This is a genomic window from uncultured Arthrobacter sp. (genome assembly GCF_964021775.1).
Taxonomy (GTDB): domain Bacteria; phylum Actinomycetota; class Actinomycetes; order Actinomycetales; family Micrococcaceae; genus Arthrobacter.
The window spans coordinates 237,040-257,265 of the sequence record NZ_CAXHZI010000004.1; the positions used below are offsets into that span (position 1 = coordinate 237,040).

A 20,226-nucleotide genomic window follows, 5' to 3' on the forward strand; every position below is an offset into this window, starting at 1 on the left:
CCTCACATCATGTGAGGGAGGGCCCGTCATTTAAGCCGCGGATCTGCGGGAGCGTCGGCCCCGGACCGGCAGGATCTGAGGGAGCGTCGGCCCCGGACCGGCAGGATCTGAGTGAGCGTCAGACGCGGCTGGCCGCGGCCGTCTCGGCGTCGGACATCGCCTTCCATTCGGCCACGCGCGCCTGGTGCAGCGGCGAGCGGCGGATGAGTGCGAACGCGACACCCAGGACCGCGAACCAGAGCGGGGTGACCAGCAGGGCCACGAGGGTGTCCGGCTGGGTGGTCAGGGCCCAGATGAGGAACGCGAAGAAGGCAAAGACCACCCACACCATCGGGATGCCGCCGGGCATCTTGAACGTCGAAGCCGCGTGCAGCTCAGGCCGGCGCTTGCGGAACACCAGGTAGCTGGCCAGGATGATGCTCCAGACAAACATGAAGCAGACGGCGGACACGGTGGTGACCATGTCGAAGGCCACGCCCACGTCCTTGCCCGCGTACAGCAGCGCCACCCCGGCGAGCAGCAGCACGCAGGACAGGAACAGGGCGTTCTGCGGGACCTTGCGGCTGGAGAGGCGGCCGAAGAGCTTGGGGGCGTCGCCGTCGTTGGCCAGGCCGTAGACCATCCGGGAGGTGGAATAGATGCCGGAGTTGGCCGAGGACATCGCGGAGGTCAATACCACCAGGTTCACCACCGTGGCGGCCATCCCCAGGCCGGCCAGGGAGAACATCGCGATGAAGGGGCTCTCGCCGGCCTTGAAACCGGTCCACGGCGTGACGGACATCAGGATGATGAGTGCGCCCACGTAGAAGAGCATGACGCGCAGCGGGATCGCGTTGATGGCGCGGGGCAGGTTGTGCTCCGGATTCTTGGTCTCGGCCGCGGCGGTCCCCACCAGCTCGATGCCCACGAACGCGAACACGGCGATCTGGAAGCCGGCCACAAAGCCCATGAATTCCTTGGGGAACAGTCCGCCGTGGCTCCACAGGTTGCTGAAGCCCGCCGTGCCGGCGTTGGACTGGAAACCGGTGAAGATCATGACCAGGCCCACCGCGATCAGCGCCACGATGGCCACGATCTTGATAAGGGCGAACCAGAATTCCGTCTCGCCGAAGGCCTTCACGGTCGGCAGGTTCAGCAGCAGCAGGATGATGATGGTGGCGATCCCCGGGACCCACAGCTGGATGCCGGGCCAGAGCTGCTCGGCATAGCCGGCAATCGCGATCACGTCGGCCACGCCGGTGACCACCCAGCAGAACCAGTAGGTCCAGCCGGTGAAGAAGCCCGCCCACGGGCCCAGCAGGTCGCCGGCGAAGTCGCTGAAGGACTTGTAGTTCAGGTTGGACAGCAGCAGCTGGCCCATCGCGCGCATCACGAAGAACAGCATGAAGCCGATGATCATGTACACGAAGATCACGGAGGGCCCGGCGACGGAAATGGTTTTGCCTGAGCCCATAAAGAGGCCGGTGCCAATGGCGCCGCCGATGGCCAGGAGCTGGATGTGCCGGTTGCTCAACGAGCGTGCAAGGTGGGGCTCGGTGTCCCGGCTGGAGGCAGTTCTCTGCTCCGCGGTTGTCTGTTCGGGCATGTCAACAATCCTTAGTGTGGTCCGCCGAAGGTGACGGCGGTTACAAATCAGCCTTTCTAAAATACAGCTTCGGGGAGCTGGCGGCCTTGTCGGGTCACCCATGCGTCATGGCAGGCTGGGCCGGTGACGTCGAATTCAGCCGACCCGGCCGCCCTGCTAACATTCGGCGTCGGCGCCGGGACGTTCCGGCTGCGCCCCGCAGCGTCACCGGCCGTTGACTCTTAGGTGACCTAACTGTTAGGCTCCCTAACTATGAGCGACTACCCGCAGTCGGACGATTTCCTCCTTTCCCTCTCCCGCGATTTCCGGGAAGCCCTGCGCCACAGCATCTACCTTGTGCGGCGCCTGGATGCCGACGGCGAGCTCAGTGCCGCGCAGCTCAGCACGCTCAAGATGCTGCTGGACAGTGCCGAAGCCGGCACCGAGGCCGGCGGCGTGCGGGTTGGCGAGATCGCCCGCAACCTCGGCGTCAAGGTGCCCAGCGCCACCGAGCAGATCATCAAGCTGGAACGGGCCGGGCTGGTCCGGCGGGAGGCGGATCCGGCTGACTCCCGGGCGGTCCGCGTCAGGCTCACGCCGGAGGGCTACGCCGCCGTCGAATCGGCCAACACCCGCCGCAACGCGGTAATGGCGGGGATCCTCGACTCACTCACGGACCAGGAACGGCAGGCCCTCGCGGCTGCCATTCCGGTGATCGGCAAGATCAACGAGACCCTGCAGCCCTGACAGTCAGGAGCCCCTGACAGCCAGGCCCCGGTCCGGCAGGAACAACGACAGCACGAACCCACAACCTTAGGAGCGCCCTCCATGGACGGCCAGCTCACGGCGCCCGCGCCGGAAGCAGAATCAACCCTCGAGGCCGAGAAGGCCTCACTACTCAAGCAGCCAAAGGCGGTCTGGGCCACGGCCCTGGCGGCGGTGTTCGCCTTTATGGGCATCGGCCTGGTGGACCCCATCCTGCCCGCCATCGCCAAAAACCTGGACGCCACCCCCAGCCAGGTGTCCCTGCTGTTCACCAGCTACTTCATGGTCACCGCGATCGCCATGCTGATCACCGGGTTTGTCTCCTCCCGGATCGGCGGCAAGCGCACCCTGCTGGCCGGCCTGGCCATCATCGTGGTGTTCGCCTCGCTGTCCGGCCTCTCCGGCAGCGTGAGCGAACTGGTCGGATTCCGTGCCGGCTGGGGACTGGGAAACGCGCTCTTCGTGGCCACCGCCCTGGCCGTGATCGTCGGCGTTGCCAGCGGCGGCGCCGGGACCGCCATCATCCTCTACGAGGCGGCGCTGGGCCTGGGCATCTCGCTCGGCCCGCTGCTGGGGGCCCTGCTCGGCGGCTGGCAGTGGCGCGCACCCTTCTTCGGCACCGCGGTGCTGATGGCCTCGGCCTTCATCGCGCTGGTCGTGCTGCTGCCCAAGACCCCGCTGCCGGAGCGGAAGGTCCGGCTCCGGGACCCGTTGCTGGCGCTGGGCCATAGGGGATTGCGGACGACGGCGGCCAGCGGACTGTTCTACAACTACGGCTTCTTCACCATCCTCGCCTTCACACCGTTCATCCTCGGGATGGACGCCTACGGGATCGGCGGCGTGTTCTTCGGCTGGGGCGTCGCCGTCGCGGTCTTCTCCGTCTTCGTGGCACCCGCGCTGCAGCGCCGCTTCGGGGCGGTCCGGGTGCTGGCCGGCACGCTGGCGCTGCTGCTGGTGGACCTGGCCGGCCTCGGCCTGGCCGCAGGGCACTCGGTGCCCGCCGTCGTCGTCCTGGTGGTGGCCTCCGGCGCGCTGCTGGGGATCAACAACACCATCTACACGGAGCTGGCCATGGGCGTCTCGGATTCGCCGCGACCGGTGGCCTCCGCCGGATACAACTTCGTGCGCTGGATGGGCGGTGCGCTGGCACCCTTCGCCGCCGCCCAGCTGGGCGAGCATTTCGGACCGCAGGTCCCCTTCTTCGCCGCGGCGGGCGCCATGGCGCTGGCAATCGCGGTGGTCCTTGGCGGGCGCCGGTACCTGAGCTCGCACGAGCCGCACCTGGTCTAACCCCGCCCGCCCCTCAAAGCGCGAACGTACACTTGAGGCCCATGTCTCCGCGGAAACATGGGCCTCAAGTGTACGTTCGCGCCCCTGCCGGGACAGTGCAATGCACCTAGGGGCGCGCCAGCTAGGGGTGCGCCGGCGCTACTTCTTGGCGGAGCCCTTCGGAACGAAGAGCGTCTCCGCGTGCTCCAGCGCCATGCCGTTGGTTTCCGGCACCTTGAACATCACGAAGAAGAACGACGCCGCGGCGAACAACGCGTACATTGCGTAGGTCAGCGGCAGCGAAGCCGCCGCCATGACCGGGAAGCTCAGCGTGATGGCGAAGTTCGCGATCCACTGGGCGGCCGCGGCCAGGCCCAGGGCGCGGGCGCGGATGCGGGACGGGAAGATCTCGCCCAGCAGCACCCACACAAGCGGACCCCAGGAGGCGCCGAAGCTGATGACGAAGACGTTGGCCGCCACCAGGGCGGCCGGGCCCCAGGCGCCGGGCAGGGTGATGGCGTCGCCGCTGCCGGTCGCCGAACCGAAGGCGAAGGCCATGGTCGCCAGCGAGACAGCCATGCCGATCGAACCTGCCAGCATGATGGGTCGGCGGCCGATCCGGTCCACCAGCGCAATGGCCACGAGCGTCACCAAAATGTTGGTGATCGCGGTGGCCACGGAGATGGTCAGCGAGTCCTTCTCCTGGAAGCCCACGGCCTTCCAGAGCGTCGTGGAGTAGTAGAAGATGACGTTGATGCCGACAAACTGCTGCAGCACGGACAGGATGATGCCGATCCAGACCACGGGCTGCAGGCCCAGGGCCTTGCCGCGCAGCGACCCCTTCTGGCCCGCGAGCTTGTCCTCCTCGATGGCCTTCTTGATGTCGCGCAGGTGGCGGTCGGTGTCCTCGTCCGGGGCGATCGAGGCGAAGACCTTCAGGGCTTCCTCGTCCTTGCCCTTGAACACCAGGAACCGCGGCGATTCGGGGAGGGTGAAGGCGATCCAGCCGTAGACGACGGCGGGGACGGCGCCGGCGATGAACATCCAGCGCCAGGCTTCGACGCCGAACCACAGATCCTGGTCGGCGCCGCCGGCAAAGTTGGCGAACACAGCGTCGGAGAGCAGCGCGGCGAAGATACCGGTGGTGATTGCGAGCTGCTGCAGCGAGGCCAGGCGGCCCCGCACGTGGCGCGGCGAAATCTCCGAGATGTAGGCCGGGGCGATCACCGACGCGAGGCCGATGCCCAGGCCGCCGACGAGACGCCAGAAGATCAAATCCCACACGCCGAAGGCAAAACCGGTGCCGAAGGCGCTGACCAGGAACAGCAGGGCGCCGATTTTCATGGCGGGGATGCGGCCGTAACGGTCCGCGACTTTGCCGGCCAGGTAGGCGCCGGCCGCGCAACCGAGCAGGGCGACGGCGACGGCGAAGCCGGTCACGGCCTCGCTGAGGGCGAATTCGTCCTTGATGGCGTCGACTGCGCCGTTAACAACAGAGGAGTCGAAGCCGAAGAGGAAGCCGCCAACGGCGCCCGCCACGGCCAGCCAAATGACCCGCTTGGGGATCTTGGCGACGGTCTGGTCCTGGGTGGTGGTCATATGGCTCCCTCGGCAATTCGTGGTCCACGGCTCACGCCGCAACTACCCAGTCTTACACCGGCACCGCCGCGGCGCATGTCACGGGACAGCTAAATGAGAGCAAGCTTACAATTCCGCCCCGGCCCGTCGGGCGCGCCTAGTGCGCGGGGACCGACTCCTTGGCGGCCGCCTTCGGATCGGTGAGCTTCTTGTTCGGCAGCGCGAAGCTGATCAGGAAGGCGACGCCGGTGAGGGCGGCGGCGGTGAGCATCACGGCGTCGATCGACTGGGCGAAACCCTCGGTGATCGGCCGTGTCAGGGTGGCGTTGGCGGTGTGCAGCCAGCTGGTGTCGTTCAGCGAGTCGTTGCCGGCGCCGTTCTTGAAGAACTCGTACAGCTTGGCGTTCGCCGGGTCGGCCGCCACGGCGGGGTCCTTGAGGACCTTGAGGTAGTCGGCGTTCTGTGCCGCGTCCTTCATGCCGGCGGCAATCTTGTCCGCAGCGAGGCTGAACAGCATCGAGATGAACACCGCGGTGCCCACGGCGCCGCCCATGGAGCGGAAGAAGGCGGCGGAGGAGGTGCCCACGCCCATGTCCTTGGCCGGAACGGAGACCTGCATGGCCAGGGTGAGCGGCTGCATGCAGAAGCCCAGGCCCAGGCCGAAGAACACGGCGATCGCGCCCGGAACCCAGAGCGGCGTGTCCGCGCCGAGTGAGAGGCCCATGACGACGGCGGCCGCGGTCAGCACGGCGGTGCCCAGGATCGGGAAGATCCGGTACGTGCCGGACGCCGAAATGGTCCGTCCGGCGGTGATGGACCCGGTCAGGATGCCCACCGTGAAGGTGATCATCATCAGGCCCGCCTCGGTGGGGGTGAGGCCCTTGACCAGCTGGAGGTACATCGGCAGCATCGCGATCGCGCCGAACATGCCCACGCCGATGATGAAGTTCAGCAGCGAGGACAGCCCGAACGTGATGTTCTGGAACAGCCGGAGCGGGATCAGGGCGTAGTCGCCGGCACGCTTTTCGGCGAGCAGGAACGCCACGATGCCAACGACGCCGAGCCCGTAGCAAAGGAAGGCTTCGGTGGAGGCCCAGCCCCAGGTGCGGCCCTGTTCGGCGACAAGGAGCAGCGGCACGATCGCCAGGGTGATGGCGGCGGCACCCCAGTAGTCGATTTTCTGCTTGAGGTGCTTGGCCGGCAGGTGCAGGTACAGGAAGACGACGGCGAGGGCGGCCAGGCCGATCGGGATGTTGATGAAGAACACCCAGCGCCACCCGTCGAAGCCCAGGATGTTGGCGGAGCCGGCGAACGCACCGCCGATCACCGGTCCCAGTACGGAGGAGATGCCGAACACCGACATGAAGTAGCCCTGGAACTTGGCTCGGTCCTTCAAGGCCACGATGTCGCCAATGATGGTCAAGGCGAGGGCCAGCAGGCCGCCGGCGCCCATGCCTTGGATGCCGCGGGCAATCGCGAGTTCGGTCATCGAGTGGACCGAGCCGGCGTAGAGCGAGCCGGCCAGGAAGATCAGGATCGCCGCGAGGTAGAGCGGGCGGCGGCCGAAGATGTCGCTGAGCTTGCCGTAGAGTGGCGTGCTCACCGTGGACGTGATCAGGTACGCCGTCGTCGCCCAGGCCTGCAGCGAGAGGCCGTCCAGGTCGTTCGCAATGGTGTAGATCGACGTGGACACGATGGTCTGGTCGAGCGAGGACAGGAACATGCCGAGCATGAGGCCCACCATGACGGTGATGGTCTGGCGGTGGGTCAAGACCTCTCCGGGCAGGCGGGAGGAGGTGGTTTTGGACATGACTGCTCCGAGGGGAAGTTTAGGGGTCAAGCAGGAAGGTTGCTTTCAGTAACTATCTTACGGCCTGCTTTGTTCCCGCCGCCCGCTCTCGCCCGCCGGACGTCGGTCGCCCCCGGCGCCAGACCGACGGCGGACCGGCGCCGGCGGCAGACGCCGGTCAGCGTTCCAGCAGGATCCCGTCCGGGTCGCACCAGATCAGCTGGCCCGGCCGGATGGCCACACCGTCGATTTCCAGCTCCACGTCGGTCTCCCCGGCCCCGGCCTTGGCGCTCTTGCGCGGGTTGCTGCCAAGGGCCTTCACCCCGAGCGGCAGCCCGGCGACCGCCACCCGGTCCCGGATGGCCCCGTTAATCACGACGCCGGCCCAGCCGTTGTCCACGGCGCTCGCCGCGATCAGGTCACCCATCAGCGCGGTGCGCAGCGAGCCGCCGCCGTCGACCACCAGGACGGCGCCGTTCCCCGGAGTGGCAAGGGTCGCCTTGACCAGGGCATTGTCCTCCAGGCAGCGGACGGTCCGGACCGGGCCGCTGAAATGCGTGCGGCCGCCCAGCGACTGGAACTGCAGGGAGAGAGAGTCCAGCTCTTCGCCCCGCTCGTCGTAGAGGTCGGCGGTGTTGACGGGGATTGAGGGGGTATCTGGCATGGGTTTTCCTCCTGCTGGGCAAATAGCTGATGAGCGTTGAAGCCCACGATAGTCTGGGCCCACACTGATCATCAGCTTCAGTCATCAGTTCCGGGGGGAACCACATGAGCCTGTCCGATCTGCCCGGCGCCGTTCCGGCCTCCGCTGCCAGCCAGGGCGCTGCCGGCGACGGCACTGCCGCGGGGGCACCCGCCGCGGTGGCCCTCGCCGAACCGGAGCGCCGCGTCGGCCCGGCGTGGACGGCGGGGGTGGTCCTGGTCAATGTGGGCATCAACGCGGCGTTCTTCGGCCCGCTCCAGGTGCTGCTCGGCCAGCAGGCGGCAGCCTTCAACGAGGGGGAGAAGGAAGCCATCCTGGCCCTCGTGACCGGGGCGGGAGCGGCCGTCTCGCTGGTGGCCAACCCCCTGTTCGGCGCGTTCAGCGACCGGACCACCGCACGCCGCGGCCGCCGGGTGCCGTGGGTGCTCTTCGGCGCCATCCTCGGCGCCGCCGCGCTGACCGCCCTCGCCGGCGCCCAGAACGTCGCCGTGATGACCATTCTCTGGTGCCTCGTGCAGGCAGGATGCAATGGCGCCTATGCCGCCATCACCGCCGCGATCCCGGACCGGGTGCCGGTGCCGCAGCGCGGCACCGTCGGCGGGCTGGCAGCGATGGGCCAGACGGTCGGCATCCTGATCGGCGCGGTCATCGCCGCCGTCGTCTCCGGCAACTTCGCGCTGGGCTACGCGTTCTGCGCCGCGGCGCTGCTGGCCGGCGTCGTGCTCTACTTCTTCAAGAACGACGACGTCGCGCTGCCGCGGCACGCGCGGCCGCCCTTCCGGCTGGGCGAATTTGCGCGCAGCTTCTGGATCTCCCCGGCCCGGTACCCGGACTTCGCGTGGGCGTGGCTGACCCGCCTGCTCGTGAACATCGGCAACCACATGGTGACGCTGTATCTGCTGTTCTTCCTCACCGATGCCGTGCGGCTGCCCGAGACGCAGGGCATGAAGGCAGAGTTCGGCGTCCTGATCCTGACCGGCCTGTACGCCGTCATGGTCATCATTACCAGTGTGATCGGGGGCCCGATCAGCGACCGGATGGGCCGGCGCAAACCGCTCGTCATCCTTTCTTCGGTCATCATTGCGCTGGCCGCACTGATCCTGGCCTTCGCACCGACGTGGCCCGGCGCCCTGGTGGGGGCAGCCGTACTGGGCATCGGCTTCGGGTCCTACCTGGCCGTGGACTTCGCCCTGATTACCCAGGTGCTGCCCACGGCGCTGAGCCGGGGCAAGGACCTGGGGGTCATCAACATCGCCAATTCGCTGCCGCAGGTGATCGCGCCCCTCATCGCCTACCCCTTCGTGGCCCTCTGGGGCGGGTACGTTTCGCTGTACGTCGCGGCCGCGGTGATCGGCCTGCTGGGTGCGGTCTTCGTGGTCAAGATCAAGGGCGTGGACTAGGCCGACGGGGCCGCCCGCTTGACTGGCAAACCGCCCGGCAGGGTGCCGTATAGTGGACGGGATTGCCGCGGCAGCGCTGTGGACTAACCCTCCCGGTTGCCGAGAAAAACGACCCGGAACGCTGCTGATGCCTGAATTCCCTTCGGATCTTCCGCCAATGGCCCCGCCACCCACGCTGCCCCGGCAGCGACGGCGGTATGCCCGGATTCTCGAGGTCGCAGCCGGCTTTGCCCGCAAGGGGATCGACTCCGTGGTCCTCTCCGAGGTGGCGGCCAAGGCGGACGTGCCGCTGGGCACCCTGTACCGCTATTTCCCCTCCTCGACGCAGTTGATGCTGGCCCTCTACCGCAAGCAGCTCGGCGAGCTGCACCTCGGCGACCGGCCGGCCGGCGCCAGCGTCCCGGCGCACGCCCTGGTGGGTGTGGTGATGGAAATCTTCCACATGCGCCTCATGCAACCCGCAGTGGAGCAATGCCTGAACCGCGCGGTGTATGCCAAGGACACGGACACCACGCACCTGCTCCGGGACATCGACGCGACGGCGGAGAAAGCGGTGACGGAAGTCAGCGGCGACACGGCCGTCTCCAGGGTCCTGCTGCTGACCGTCACCGGCCTAGTTCAGTCCGTCCGCTGCCGCCGGCTCTCGCTGTTCGAAGCCGAGGAAGACCTGAAGAAGGCCTGCTCGCTGCTGGCCCGGGGCCGCGAAGCCGCGCAGCCGGTCTAGACCAGTTACCCGAATAAGTCCGCCCGAATCCACCAGCGGGAACGGCATTGTTTACCATGGCAGAACCGGAGCGGCGCCAGCGCCAGCACTTCCGGGAGCTTCACCGCAGGCCTGCCACCCCCGGGCCCGCCCGGAAGTTCCTTCCCAGACCATCTCGGGCACCCCCTGTGCCCCAGCAGCCAAGTGCCGTACGCCCACGGTGAGCCCCAGGAGACAACGACGTGTCCATTGAAACGATCATTCCCGCCGACCCGACTTCCCCCGACGGAGCCGAAGAGGCGCCGGTAACAGCGCTCAGCGACGAGGAGATCTTTGCCTCCCACCAGGGCGGCAAGCTCTCAATCGCCAGCACCGTCCCGCTCGCCAGCAAGCGCGACCTGTCCATCGCCTACACGCCCGGAGTCGCGCAGGTCAGCCGCGCCATCGCCGCCAACCCGGAACTTGCCAAGACGCTCACCTGGGCACAGCGCCTCGTAGTCGTGGTCAGTGACGGCACCGCCGTGCTGGGCCTGGGCGACATCGGCGCCAGCGCCTCGCTGCCCGTCATGGAAGGCAAATCCGCCCTGTTCAAGGCGTTTGGCGACCTCGACTCCATCCCGCTGGTCCTCAACACCACCGACGTCGACGAAATCGTCGAGACGCTGGTCCGGCTACGGCCCAGCTTCGGCGCGGTCAACCTCGAGGACGTTTCGGCGCCGCGTTGCTTCGAACTCGAGGAAAAGCTGATCGAAGCCCTCGACTGCCCGGTCATGCACGATGACCAGCACGGCACCGCCGTCGTCGTCCTCGCCGCACTGACCGGTGCCGCGAAGGTGACGGCCCGCGAGCTCGAGGGGCTCCGCGTGGTGGTTTCCGGCGCCGGCGCCGCCGGGATCGCCGTCGCCGAAATCCTGCTTGCCGCCGGAATCGATGACGTCGTGCTGCTGGACTCCCGCGGTGTCATCAACCGGGACCGCGCGGACATTGCCGCGGACCCGGCCAGCAAGAAGGCCCAGCTCGCCGCGCGCAGCAACCCCCGCGGCGTGTCCGGCGGCCCCGGAGAGGCCCTGCTCGGCGCGGACGTCTTCATCGGTGTCTCCTCCTCCCGGCTGGACGAGGAGCACCTGAAACTGATGAACCACAGCGCGATCGTCTTTGCCCTCTCCAACCCGGACCCCGAAGTCCTGCCGGAGGTCGCCTCCAAGTACGCGGCCGTCGTCGCCACCGGCCGCAGCGACTTCCCGAACCAGATCAACAACGTGCTGGCTTTCCCGGGCATCTTCCGCGGCGCCCTCGACGCCGGCGCCCGCCGGATCACTCCGGCGATGAAGCTCGCCGCGGCCCGCGCCATCGCCGATCTGGCAGAGAACGACCTCTCGGCCGACTACATCGTGCCGAGCCCGCTGGACCCGCGCGTCGCCCCGGCCGTCTCGGCCGCCGTCGCCGCGGCGGTGGAGGCGGAGTAGCCTTCGCTCACGACCGATGACGGCGCTGCATCCAGGGGGTGCGGCGCCGTCGTCGTTGCGCTCCCGAACAACGCCAGCAAGGAACAGGTAGCTCCCGCCCGAATGTCCGGGAAACCCAAGTAGCGAATACTCGGGCTGTGCCGCACCGCCGCAACCTACGCTGGGCCCAGCGGTCCAACCCAGGCAGGCAACCGATCCTGCGGGGAGGTCTGCAAGCTGGGCGGGGGAAATTCGAGTCTTACTTCACACCAGGAATCCGGAGGTTTCGGACCGTGGCTGTGGACTTTTCCGTGGCCCAAAAACCGGTGCCGCGGAGAGCCTCGGCAGGACACGGCGCCGGGACCGATTCCATTCAGTGAGAAGGAGCAGGACATGAAGAGGTTGCTAGCTGCCGGTGCCGTCGCAGGACTCGTTCTTCTGGGCGGCGGGCTGGCCCCGGCCCACGCCGCCCCGCCGGAGGGGCAGATCTGCCCGGCATGGGACTCCGGGAAGATCGATGTGGCCGACGGCATCAAGTCGATAGAGATCACCGCTCCGGCCGGTGTCGAGATCACCGCCGTCTGCGTCAAGGCCGGCTCGGCTAACCAGGGGCTCGGCACCCAAATCACTTATTACAGCCCCAGCCAGTTGACCGTGACAATCTCCCACTACTCCGGCAAGGACATTTCGCACTACTCCGTCATGTACGGCGCGCCCTCCGGAAGCTAGGCACTGCAGGCCGGTCCGGGACGCCAAGGATGGCGCCCGGCCCGGCCCCGGCGCCCCCGGGGCCCCCGGGGCCGGGGCACCCCCGGCGGGCCGGGCACCCGCCCGGCCATAGACTGGGGCGATGAACCCCGAAATCGTCGTGACGATCCTCTGCGGCCTGGCCATCTTGGTGGGCGTGGCAGGCATCATCATCCCGGTCCTGCCGGGAAGTATCCTGATCGGCCTCAGCCTGCTGGCGTGGGCCCTCTGGGGAGGCGCCGGAACCACCGGCTGGGTGGTCTTCGGGGTCGGGCTGGTGCTGGTCCTGGCAGGGATGGCGGCCTCCGCCGTGCTGACCGGCCGGAAGCTCAAGCAGCACAGCATCCCCGGCCGTTCCGTCGTGACCGGTCTGGTCCTCGGCGTCGTGGGCATGTTCCTCATCCCGGTGGTGGGGCTGTTCCTTGGCTTCGCGGCCGGCCTGCTGCTCAGCGAACTGCACCGCACCCGCGTCTGGCGCACGGCCGTGGCCTCCAGTTGGGCCGCGCTGAAGGCCACGGGCCTGGGCATGATCGCCGAGTTCGTCCTGGCCTGCCTGGCCGCGAGCACCTGGTTGATCGGCGTGTGGGTGGCGGCCACTTAGTCCCCACCGGCAGCCAAAGGTGCACTACTAGCATGGAAGAATGAGCGCCGGCCAGTCCCCAGGACCCATCTATCGCGACACCCGCGACCTCACCCCGTTCGGCGGCGCGCAGGTCCGCACCCCGGTGCGGGACATTGCAGACGGCGTCGGCGGGGTCCTGCACACGGCCCTCGGCGGCCGGAACGGTGCGCTGCTCAGCGTGGACGGCGCCGCCCCCCGGCTTAAGCGGATGCCCGGAAAAGCGGCGAAGGCGGTGTACGAGGCGACTTTCAACAACACCGACCCCAACCGGCTGATCGCCCTGGGCCGCGCCTACCCCGGGTGGGCCGGGCTTTGCTATGTGCTGGCCGGGCTCTTGGCGCACAAGCAGGGCGGCTACCTGCGGGCCTCGGAGCTCCTCCAGCGCGGACTCACCACCGGGAACGACGACGACGCCAACCAGTTCGCGTCCGGCTATCTGACCCGTGTGGTCACCCGCGTCGAAGTAGCCGAGCGCATCGAGGTTCCGGTGCTATTTAGTGAGGAAGCGGTGTTCCTGGCGCTGTCGCACTCCCTGCGGGAGACAGGCCACCTCGAGGCAGCCCTGCAAACCGTAACCTCGCTTCCGCCGTCGTTGCCCGCGGCCCTGGCCCGGTGCTCTGTGGCATTCTCTATGGGCCGGGACGAGGAAGTGATGCTCTGGACGGAGGGGCTGCTGAACGCCGATGACCTCTCCGCCGCGCTGCTGCTGATCCGCGCCCGGTCGCTTCGCCGCCTTGGTGCGGCTACGGCCTCCCAGGCGGCGTTGAAGGAGGTTCTCCGGCGGCGGAAGACGCATCTTGCCCTCCGTAATGATGCCCTGACGGACCGCGCCTTGCTGCTCCTGGATAACGGCCGCAAGTCACTTAACCCCCGGGACTGGCTGCGCGGCCGGCCTGCCCAGCTCGAAACCTTCGAAGTCATCCGCAAAGACGTGGAAGAACGCAGGCTCTGGGAACAGGAATGGAAGCAGTTGAACGGGGAATGATCCCCGTCCTGGCGGGTGCTTAAGGGCTACTGCCAGGCGATCCCTGCGGCCAGCGGCACCAGCTGCTCCGCCAGCAGCACCAGGCCCAGTGCCACCATGATGATTCCGCTGGCCAGGGTGACCCGCCGGGCGGCGCCGGGCCGGGAGTGCAGGAGCTTCCGGGACAGCAGGGCCACGCAGCTGTAGACGACGGCCACCAGCAGGACGAAGGTGAGGCCGAGCAGGCCGGACTGCAGTGGCACCGGAAGAGCGGCGTCCGGGCTGACGAACTGCGGGACCAGGGCGACGAAGAAGAGCAGCCCCTTCGGATTGATGCCGCTGGTGCCCATGCCCTGCAGGAACACCCGGAACTGCCGGGCAGCCAGTTGCGGCTCCGCGGCAGACTGCCCGCTAAAGCTGGCGCCCCGCCACGAACGCACCGTGCTGACGCCCAGCCACAACAGATAGGCCGCACCCGCCACGGTGAGCCACCCGAGGAGCCCGGGCAGGCCGGTGATCACGGCGGCCAACCCGGCGGCCAGCAGCGCCGTGTGCACCACGTACCCGCCGCACAACCCGGCAACGGCCGGTACGAAGCTGCGGTCCCTGAGCCCCGCGGCGATGGAGTACGCCCAGTCCACCCCCGGCGTGCAGGCGAGTGCCACGGCGACGCCGACGAAAGCGAGAAAGAGCTGGGGGTTCATGGCGGTCTCCTGACACGGGGGCTACAGAAGACAGCCTAGGAATTCCCAAGCCATAAGTGTTCACTGATTTCGCCCGGATAGCCGCGCTGACGGTAAGGTTATTGCGTGATTGACCATATTGACAGAAATATTTTGCGCCACCTGCGGGAGGACGGCAGAATGACTGCCACGGCGCTCGCCGCAAAGGTCGGACTGACCGTTGCCCCGTGCCACCGCCGGCTCCGCGAGCTGGAGGCCTCGGGCGTGATCCGCGGTTACCGTGCCGATATCGACCCGGCTGCCGTCGGGCTCGGCTTCGAGGCGATCGTCTTTGTGACGCTGCGGCAGGTCGACCGTGCCACGATGGAAATCTTCGAGAACCGCGTGGCGGAGAACCCGAACATCGTTGAAGCCCAGCGGCTCTTCGGCGAACCGGACTATCTGCTCAAGGTCATTGCGGAGGACCTGCCGGCGTACCAGCGTTTCTACGACGCCGAACTGACCTCGCTGCCCGGGGTGGAGCGGCTGACCTCGACGCTGGTCATGAAGAGCCTGAAGGCAAACGCCGGGCCGCCGGTCTGATCCGGGCGGTTAGCCTTCCAACAGGCCCGTGGTCCGGTAGGGGATGACCTCGCGCAGGAACATGCTCGTGGAGGTCCGCACAATGCCCGGGCACAGCCGGATTTCCTCGGAGACCCGGTAGAGATCGTCCGGGCTGGTTGCCACCACGCGGATCAGCAGGTCGGTGTCGCCGGCGGGCGCGTGGCACTCCAGCACTTCCGGGATGTTCCGCAGCGCGGCGATCGCCTCGTTCAGGTGGCTCTGGTCCAGTTCGGCGCTCACCGCCGCAGCCACCCCACGGCCCAGTGCCGACGGCAGCACCCGGCTGCTGTTCGGGCGGAGCGCGCCCGACGCCGTCATCCGCTCCAGGCGGGACTGGACCGTGCCGCGCGCCAAGCCGAGTTTCTGGGCGAGCACCATGATGGGAACCCGCGGATCCGCATCCAGGGCCAGGAGGATCCGGCGATCCGTCGAGTCGAGCTGCTGCAATCTGACCACTTCCTGCCAATAGCCACGGCCCGTAATGGTCAATCTGACCACCGAGCGCAGTGTCCGTTGCACCAACTGTATGACCCCTGCTCAAATAGTGGCAACAAGGGATGCGGGCCACCGCCAGCTCCCGAAGGCTACAGATCCCCCGGCACACCTCCCGGACTCTGGATGAGGCACCCGCAAGGAGCCCGCCGCTGATTGACTCTTGTTCACGCATCGTCTTTCCGCACACCTTTTCGGCAAGAGCCCCTGAGCCCCCGACGTCGGTTGTCCGAAGTCATCGGTGGCTGAGGGGCTCTTGTGTTGCCCGGCATAGGCTTGTGCCATGACACCCGCCGGACGCTTCGCCCCCAGCCCCTCCGGCGTGCTCCACGTTGGCAACCTCCGCACCGCCATCCTCGCGTGGCTTTTTGCCCGGTCCACCGGCCGGCGCTTCCTGATGCGGGTCGAGGACCTGGACCGCGCCCGCGCGGGTGCCGAGGCGGAGCAGCTCCGCGATCTGGCGGCGATCGGCGTGGACTGGGACGGCGGCATCGTCCGCCAGACCGACCGGGAGCACCTCTACGCCGCCGCGATCGACCGGCTGACCGCGGCAGGGCTGACGTACGAATGCTTCTGTACGCGCCGCGAGATCCATGAGGCGCCGTCGGCGCCGCATGCCCCGCAAGGTGCCTATCCGGGCACCTGCCGGAACCTCAGCGACGCCGAGCGCGCCAGCAGGCGTGCCGTGCGGCCGGCCGCAGTCCGGCTCCGCGCCGCCGCTACGTCAGCCACCGTGCAGGATGTGCTGCACGGCGGCTTTACCGGGGTAGTGGACGACTTTGTCCTGCGCCGGAACGACGGGGTCACCGCCTACAACCTGGCCGTGGTGGTGGATGATGCCGCCCAGGGAATCGACCAGGTGGTCCGCGGGGACGACTTGTTGCCATCCACCCCGCGGCAGGCCTATCTGGCCTCGCTCCTGCATATTCCGGTTCCGGAATATGCCCATGTACCACTCGTGGTGAACGCCGACGGCGCCCGGCTGGCCAAGCGCGACGGCGCGGTCACGCTCGCGGACCTCGCCGCCGCGGGGGTGCCCGTCGAGCAGGTGCGCGACGCGCTGCTGGTCTCGCTGGGTTTGCCGGCGGGTCCCCTGGACCGGGCGCTCAAGGTGTTTGATCCGGCGTCCCTGCCGCGGGAGCCGTGGGTGTGGCCCGGGCTGGGCTTACCCGGCGCGTAGGCTGGAATCATGTCAGAACCAGAATTCATGGAAGCGCACGCCCCGCGGCCGGGCTTTACCGTCGAGACCGCGAAGGTCCTCGCCGAGGTCGCCCACAACCGGCAGAAGGACAAGCTCAAGCGGCCCTACCGCGAGCACGTGATCGCCGTCGGTGATGCGCTGGCCGACTTCGATGACGACATCCGGATCGCGGGATACCTGCACGACATCGCCGAGGACACCCCGATGACCCGGCAGGCGCTGCTGGAGATGGGCGTTTCCGAGCGGGCCGTGGACATCATCGAACGCGTCACGAAGCGCCTGCACGAGAACCCGGACGACTACCAGGCCGGCATCCGGTACATCGCCGAAGACCACGACGCCACCCTGGTCAAGATTGCCGACAACGCGCACAACTCCCTGCCCGAGCGGGTCAGGGCGCTGGCCGAGAAATGGCCGGACAAGCCGCCGGTCACCCGCTACGACGACGCCCGGCCGGTGCTGTACGCCGCCGTTCCGGTCGAGGAGACCCGCAAGATCCTGGCCCGGATCAACCCGTGGCTGCTCGAGGAGCTCGATGACATGCTCGACGAGGCCGACGACACCGACTACGAGAACCTCTCCTACGACAGCACCCCGGAGGGCTAGACCCGGCCCAGCAGGTCGATGTCCTCCAGGAACTCCTGCTGCACTTCCGCGCTGACGGTGGTCCGGGTGTCCGCGATCGCGTCGAGGTAGTCCTGGGTCGCCGGGCCCTTCCGGACCGCCTCCCGGAGGGAATCGCCGTCGGACGCCCCACCCCCGGAAGCCGCCCCGCCGTCGTCGTACACCGCTTTCTCCAAGGCGCGCTGGGAGGCGCTCCGGGCCGCGTATTCGATGTCCGCCGGGGAGAATCCCTCGGTGCGGTCCACCAGCAGCTCCACGTCAACGTCGTCCACCACGGTGGCAGGAATGAAGCGCTGCCACATGGCCTCACGGGCCAGGCGGTCCGGCAGGCCGATCGGGATGACGTAGTCGAAGCGGCCGTGGCGCAGGAACGCGGAATCCAGGGCACGGATGAAGTTGGTGGCGCAGACCAGCAGCCGGCCGGGCTGTTCACGGAACGCCGGAATGATCTTCAGCAGCTCGTTGGTGACGCCCTGCAACGGGGACGGGGGTTCGCCGGAACGCTGTGAGGCGATCTCCTCCACCTCGTCGATGAAGACGACGGCGTGCTCCAGCTCGGCGATCTCCAGGAACGTCTCGCGCAGCGCGCCGGCCAGGCCCATCGGATCGGCGGCGAGCCGGGAGGGGAAGACCTCCACGAAGGGCCACTCCAGCCGGGATGCAATCGCCTTGGCGAACGTCGTTTTGCCGGTACCGGGCGGGCCGAACAGCACGACGGCGCGCGGCGGCACCACGCCGTACTCATCGGCGAGGTCGGCTTCGGCCAGCGGCAGCACCAGGCGGCGCTCCAGCAGTTCCTTCTCGTTGCGCATCCCGGCGACGTTTTCCCAGAGGTCGCGGGCCAGGATGCGGCCGCCCAGCTGACTCAGCGGCTCCAGCTCCTGGCGCTGCACCGGGATTTTGCGTTCGAAGTAGCGCAGGTTCTTCTTCAGCACGAACCCGCGGCTCAGGAACGCCTCGACGCGGGTTTCGGACTCGGGCATCAGGGCGGAGAGCTTGTTCAGCCCGTGCGGGGCCATCCGGTTTTCCACCGAAGCCAGCAGCGAGGTGCCGATCCCGCGGCCTCGGAACTCCGGGAGCGTGGCCAGGAAAACGATCCAGCCCTGGTCGTGCGCGGCCCGGCCGACGGCGGCACCCACCACCTGTTCGCCCTGCACCGCCACGACGGCGTGGTCCTTCTCGCACGAGGCGAGGACCTCGGAGAGGGCGTAGACCGGCTCAACATTCGTGGCCTTGAGGGATTCCCACAGGTGCAGGATCCCGTCAAGGTCGGCCGAATGGAAATCCCTGATGCGCCAGTTGGTCATGTGGTGTCTCCCGGGTGGTTCGTCGCTGAGCCAGGTGGAACTGTTCCTCCGAGCTTAGGCGAACCGGGCGGGACCGGAGCGCCCCGGGGCCCTCCATTACGCCGCCCGTCCACCCAACCAGCTCGCAGTTATTGTCGTTTTGAGCCCTGAAAACGACAACAACTGCGAGTCAGTTGGGCGGGGGCCAGGGGCTATTTGCCGTCCGGCGAGGCGGCAGTTGGCCGGTTGGCCACCAGCGGGGCCGGGCCGGTAAAGCCGTCACGCACCGCGGCGATCTCCAGGATGCGGTGCCGGCAGAGGCGCCAGCCAAGCATCAGCGCCGGAATGATGATGACCAGGGACGCGATGGTCCAGGTCCCCACCGGCGAGTCGAATGCCATCAGGACCAGCACCGCCAGCAGGAAGGCGAGCGTGATCCAGCCCGTGACGGGTGCGCCGGGCATCCGGAACGCGGGTCGGAGCAGTTCCCCGCGGGCCGCAAGCCGGGCCAGCTGCATCTGGCACAGGACGATCATGGCCCACGTGCTGATGATCCCCAGCGACGCGACGTTCAGGACGATCTCGAAGGCCTCGGCCGGGACTATGGCGTTGAGGATGACGCCCAGCACGGCCACGCCGGCGGTCAGGGCGATACCGCCGTAGGGGACGCCGGCTTTGTTCATCCGGGCTGCGAATTTCGGTGCGGACCCCGAAACGGACATGGAGCGCATGATCCGGCCGGTGGAGTAGAGGCCGGCGTTGAGCGAGGACAATGCCGCGGTCAGGACCACGAGGTTCATGATGGCGTCCACGCCGTCCACCCCGATGGAGCCGAAGAACGTCACGAACGGGCTTTCGCCGGCCTTGTAGGAGCTGTAGGGAAGCAGCAGCGAGAGCAGCACGAGCGAGCCGACGTAGAACACGGCGATGCGCACGATTACGGTGTTGATGGCCCGTGGCATGATCTTTTCCGGGTTTTCCGTCTCGCCGGCGGCGGTGCCGATCAGCTCGATCGAGGCGTAGGCGAACACGACGCCCTGCATCACCACGATGGCCGGCAGCAGGCCGTTGGGGAACAGGCCGCCGTTGTCCGCGATGAGGCTGAAGCCGACTTCCTGGCCGGCGACGGGGGTGCCGAAGATGACGAAGTAGATGCCGATGAGCAGGAAGGAGACCAGCGCCACCACCTTGACCAGGGCGAACCAGAATTCGAGCTCGCCGAACACCTTGACGCTGATCAGGTTCAGGCCAAGCACCAGAATCAGGGCGGCCAGGGCCCAGGTCCACTGCGGTACGTCCGCGATCGGCGCCCAGTACTTCTTGAAGAAGTTCATGTAGAGCGCGACGGCGGTGATGTCCACAATCGCGGTCATGGCCCAGTTCAGCCAGTACAGCCAGCCGGTGACGAACGCGGCCTTCTCGCCGAAGAACTCGCGGGCGTAGGAGACGAACGAACCGGAGGACGGCCGGTGCATCACCAGTTCGCCCAGGGCGCGCAGGATCATGAAGGCGAAGAAGCCGCAGAGGGCGTAGCTGATGATCAAAGCCGGGCCGGCGGCGGCCAGGCGGCCGCCGGCGCCCATGAACAGGCCGGTGCCGATGGCGCCGCCGATCGCGATCATCTGGACCTGCCGGGGTTTCAGGCCCTTATGGTAGCCCTGGTCCTCAGCGTGCAGCGCGGCCTCGGAGGCATGCGCGTGCGCCGGGATGGTGTGGTCCGAGATGGCGGACTGTGCGGCGGGCGGTTTCTGGGCGCGGGCAGTTTCGGGATAAGTCATGGTGATCCTT

19 protein-coding genes are annotated in these 20,226 nt (G+C 67.9%); 11 read left to right on the top strand and 8 right to left on the bottom strand.

Going from position 1 to position 20,226, the window contains the following annotated elements; genetic code table 11:
- Positions 1-118 precede the first annotated feature (118 nt).
- Positions 119-1,585: an amino acid permease gene (locus tag ABIN76_RS06320; RefSeq protein WP_346958859.1), complete on the bottom strand. Its 1,467-nt coding sequence runs from the start codon at positions 1,583-1,585 to the stop codon at positions 119-121.
- Between the two features lie 252 nt (positions 1,586-1,837).
- Here ABIN76_RS06320 and ABIN76_RS06325 point away from each other — a divergent pair, with 252 nt between their 5' ends.
- Together ABIN76_RS06325 and ABIN76_RS06330 are read left to right on the top strand one after the other, a co-directional pair.
- A complete protein-coding gene (locus ABIN76_RS06325; protein ID WP_346958860.1) occupies positions 1,838-2,311 on the top strand; it encodes a MarR family transcriptional regulator in 474 nt (157 codons plus the stop codon).
- Positions 2,312-2,392: 81 nt separating this feature from the next.
- Entirely contained in the window at positions 2,393-3,619 is a 1,227-nt protein-coding gene (locus ABIN76_RS06330) for an MFS transporter (protein ID WP_346958861.1), read from the top strand.
- A gap of 138 nt (positions 3,620-3,757) precedes the next feature.
- Here the strand turns inward: ABIN76_RS06330 and ABIN76_RS06335 are convergent, their stop codons facing one another.
- The 3 genes from ABIN76_RS06335 to rraA form a co-directional block, all read right to left on the bottom strand.
- Complete coding sequence (locus tag ABIN76_RS06335) at positions 3,758-5,197, bottom strand: sugar porter family MFS transporter (RefSeq protein ID WP_346958862.1); 1,440 nt, start codon at positions 5,195-5,197, stop codon at positions 3,758-3,760.
- Positions 5,198-5,333: 136 nt separating this feature from the next.
- A complete protein-coding gene (locus ABIN76_RS06340; protein ID WP_346958863.1) occupies positions 5,334-6,986 on the bottom strand; it encodes an MDR family MFS transporter in 1,653 nt (550 codons plus the stop codon).
- A gap of 157 nt (positions 6,987-7,143) precedes the next feature.
- A complete protein-coding gene (rraA, locus tag ABIN76_RS06345) occupies positions 7,144-7,629 on the bottom strand; it encodes a ribonuclease E activity regulator RraA (protein ID WP_346958864.1) in 486 nt (161 codons plus the stop codon).
- Positions 7,630-7,733: 104 nt separating this feature from the next.
- On the opposite strand from rraA, the gene ABIN76_RS06350 reads away from it, so the two are divergent.
- From ABIN76_RS06350 to ABIN76_RS06375, 6 genes are all read left to right on the top strand, one after another.
- Positions 7,734-9,068 carry an MFS transporter gene (locus ABIN76_RS06350; protein ID WP_346958865.1) on the top strand — a complete coding sequence of 445 codons (1,335 nt, stop codon included), beginning with the start codon at positions 7,734-7,736 and terminating at the stop codon, positions 9,066-9,068.
- Between the two features lie 127 nt (positions 9,069-9,195).
- The gene (locus ABIN76_RS06355; RefSeq protein WP_346958866.1) at positions 9,196-9,792 is read left to right on the top strand and encodes a TetR/AcrR family transcriptional regulator; all 597 of its coding nucleotides are present in this window, start codon (positions 9,196-9,198) and stop codon (positions 9,790-9,792) included.
- A 239-nt stretch (positions 9,793-10,031) separates the two neighbouring features.
- A complete protein-coding gene (locus tag ABIN76_RS06360; protein ID WP_346958936.1) occupies positions 10,032-11,237 on the top strand; it encodes an NADP-dependent malic enzyme in 1,206 nt (401 codons plus the stop codon).
- Positions 11,238-11,609: 372 nt separating this feature from the next.
- Positions 11,610-11,945 carry a hypothetical protein gene (locus ABIN76_RS06365; protein WP_346958867.1) on the top strand — a complete coding sequence of 112 codons (336 nt, stop codon included), beginning with the start codon at positions 11,610-11,612 and terminating at the stop codon, positions 11,943-11,945.
- A gap of 121 nt (positions 11,946-12,066) precedes the next feature.
- The gene (locus ABIN76_RS06370; RefSeq protein ID WP_346958868.1) at positions 12,067-12,564 is read left to right on the top strand and encodes a DUF456 domain-containing protein; all 498 of its coding nucleotides are present in this window, start codon (positions 12,067-12,069) and stop codon (positions 12,562-12,564) included.
- Between the two features lie 40 nt (positions 12,565-12,604).
- A complete protein-coding gene (locus ABIN76_RS06375) occupies positions 12,605-13,570 on the top strand; it encodes a hypothetical protein (protein WP_346958869.1) in 966 nt (321 codons plus the stop codon).
- Between the two features lie 26 nt (positions 13,571-13,596).
- On the opposite strand, the gene ABIN76_RS06380 is transcribed toward ABIN76_RS06375, so the two are convergent.
- Positions 13,597-14,253 (bottom strand): LysE family translocator, encoded by a 657-nt coding sequence (locus ABIN76_RS06380; RefSeq protein WP_346958870.1) that lies wholly within the window; start codon positions 14,251-14,253, stop codon positions 13,597-13,599.
- Positions 14,254-14,358: 105 nt separating this feature from the next.
- Between ABIN76_RS06380 and ABIN76_RS06385 the strand changes: the two genes are divergently transcribed.
- Complete coding sequence (locus tag ABIN76_RS06385) at positions 14,359-14,814, top strand: Lrp/AsnC family transcriptional regulator (RefSeq protein WP_346958871.1); 456 nt, start codon at positions 14,359-14,361, stop codon at positions 14,812-14,814.
- A 9-nt stretch (positions 14,815-14,823) separates the two neighbouring features.
- Here the strand turns inward: ABIN76_RS06385 and ABIN76_RS06390 are convergent, their stop codons facing one another.
- On the bottom strand, positions 14,824-15,282 hold the full coding sequence (locus tag ABIN76_RS06390; protein WP_346958937.1) for an Lrp/AsnC family transcriptional regulator: 459 nt from the start codon (positions 15,280-15,282) through the stop codon (positions 14,824-14,826).
- A 328-nt stretch (positions 15,283-15,610) separates the two neighbouring features.
- Here ABIN76_RS06390 and gluQRS point away from each other — a divergent pair, with 328 nt between their 5' ends.
- Together gluQRS and ABIN76_RS06400 are read left to right on the top strand one after the other, a co-directional pair.
- Positions 15,611-16,507: a tRNA glutamyl-Q(34) synthetase GluQRS gene (gene gluQRS, locus ABIN76_RS06395; protein WP_346958872.1), complete on the top strand. Its 897-nt coding sequence runs from the start codon at positions 15,611-15,613 to the stop codon at positions 16,505-16,507.
- A gap of 9 nt (positions 16,508-16,516) precedes the next feature.
- Entirely contained in the window at positions 16,517-17,134 is a 618-nt protein-coding gene (locus tag ABIN76_RS06400) for an HD domain-containing protein (RefSeq protein WP_346958873.1), read from the top strand.
- Here ABIN76_RS06400 and ABIN76_RS06405 read toward each other — a convergent pair.
- Together ABIN76_RS06405 and ABIN76_RS06410 are read right to left on the bottom strand one after the other, a co-directional pair.
- Positions 17,131-18,459 (bottom strand): GNAT family N-acetyltransferase, encoded by a 1,329-nt coding sequence (locus tag ABIN76_RS06405; RefSeq protein WP_346958874.1) that lies wholly within the window; start codon positions 18,457-18,459, stop codon positions 17,131-17,133. The two genes, ABIN76_RS06400 and ABIN76_RS06405, sit on opposite strands and share 4 nt — an antisense overlap.
- Before the next feature lie 191 nt (positions 18,460-18,650).
- Entirely contained in the window at positions 18,651-20,216 is a 1,566-nt protein-coding gene (locus tag ABIN76_RS06410) for an amino acid permease (RefSeq protein WP_346958875.1), read from the bottom strand.
- Between the last annotated feature and the right edge of the window lie 10 nt (positions 20,217-20,226).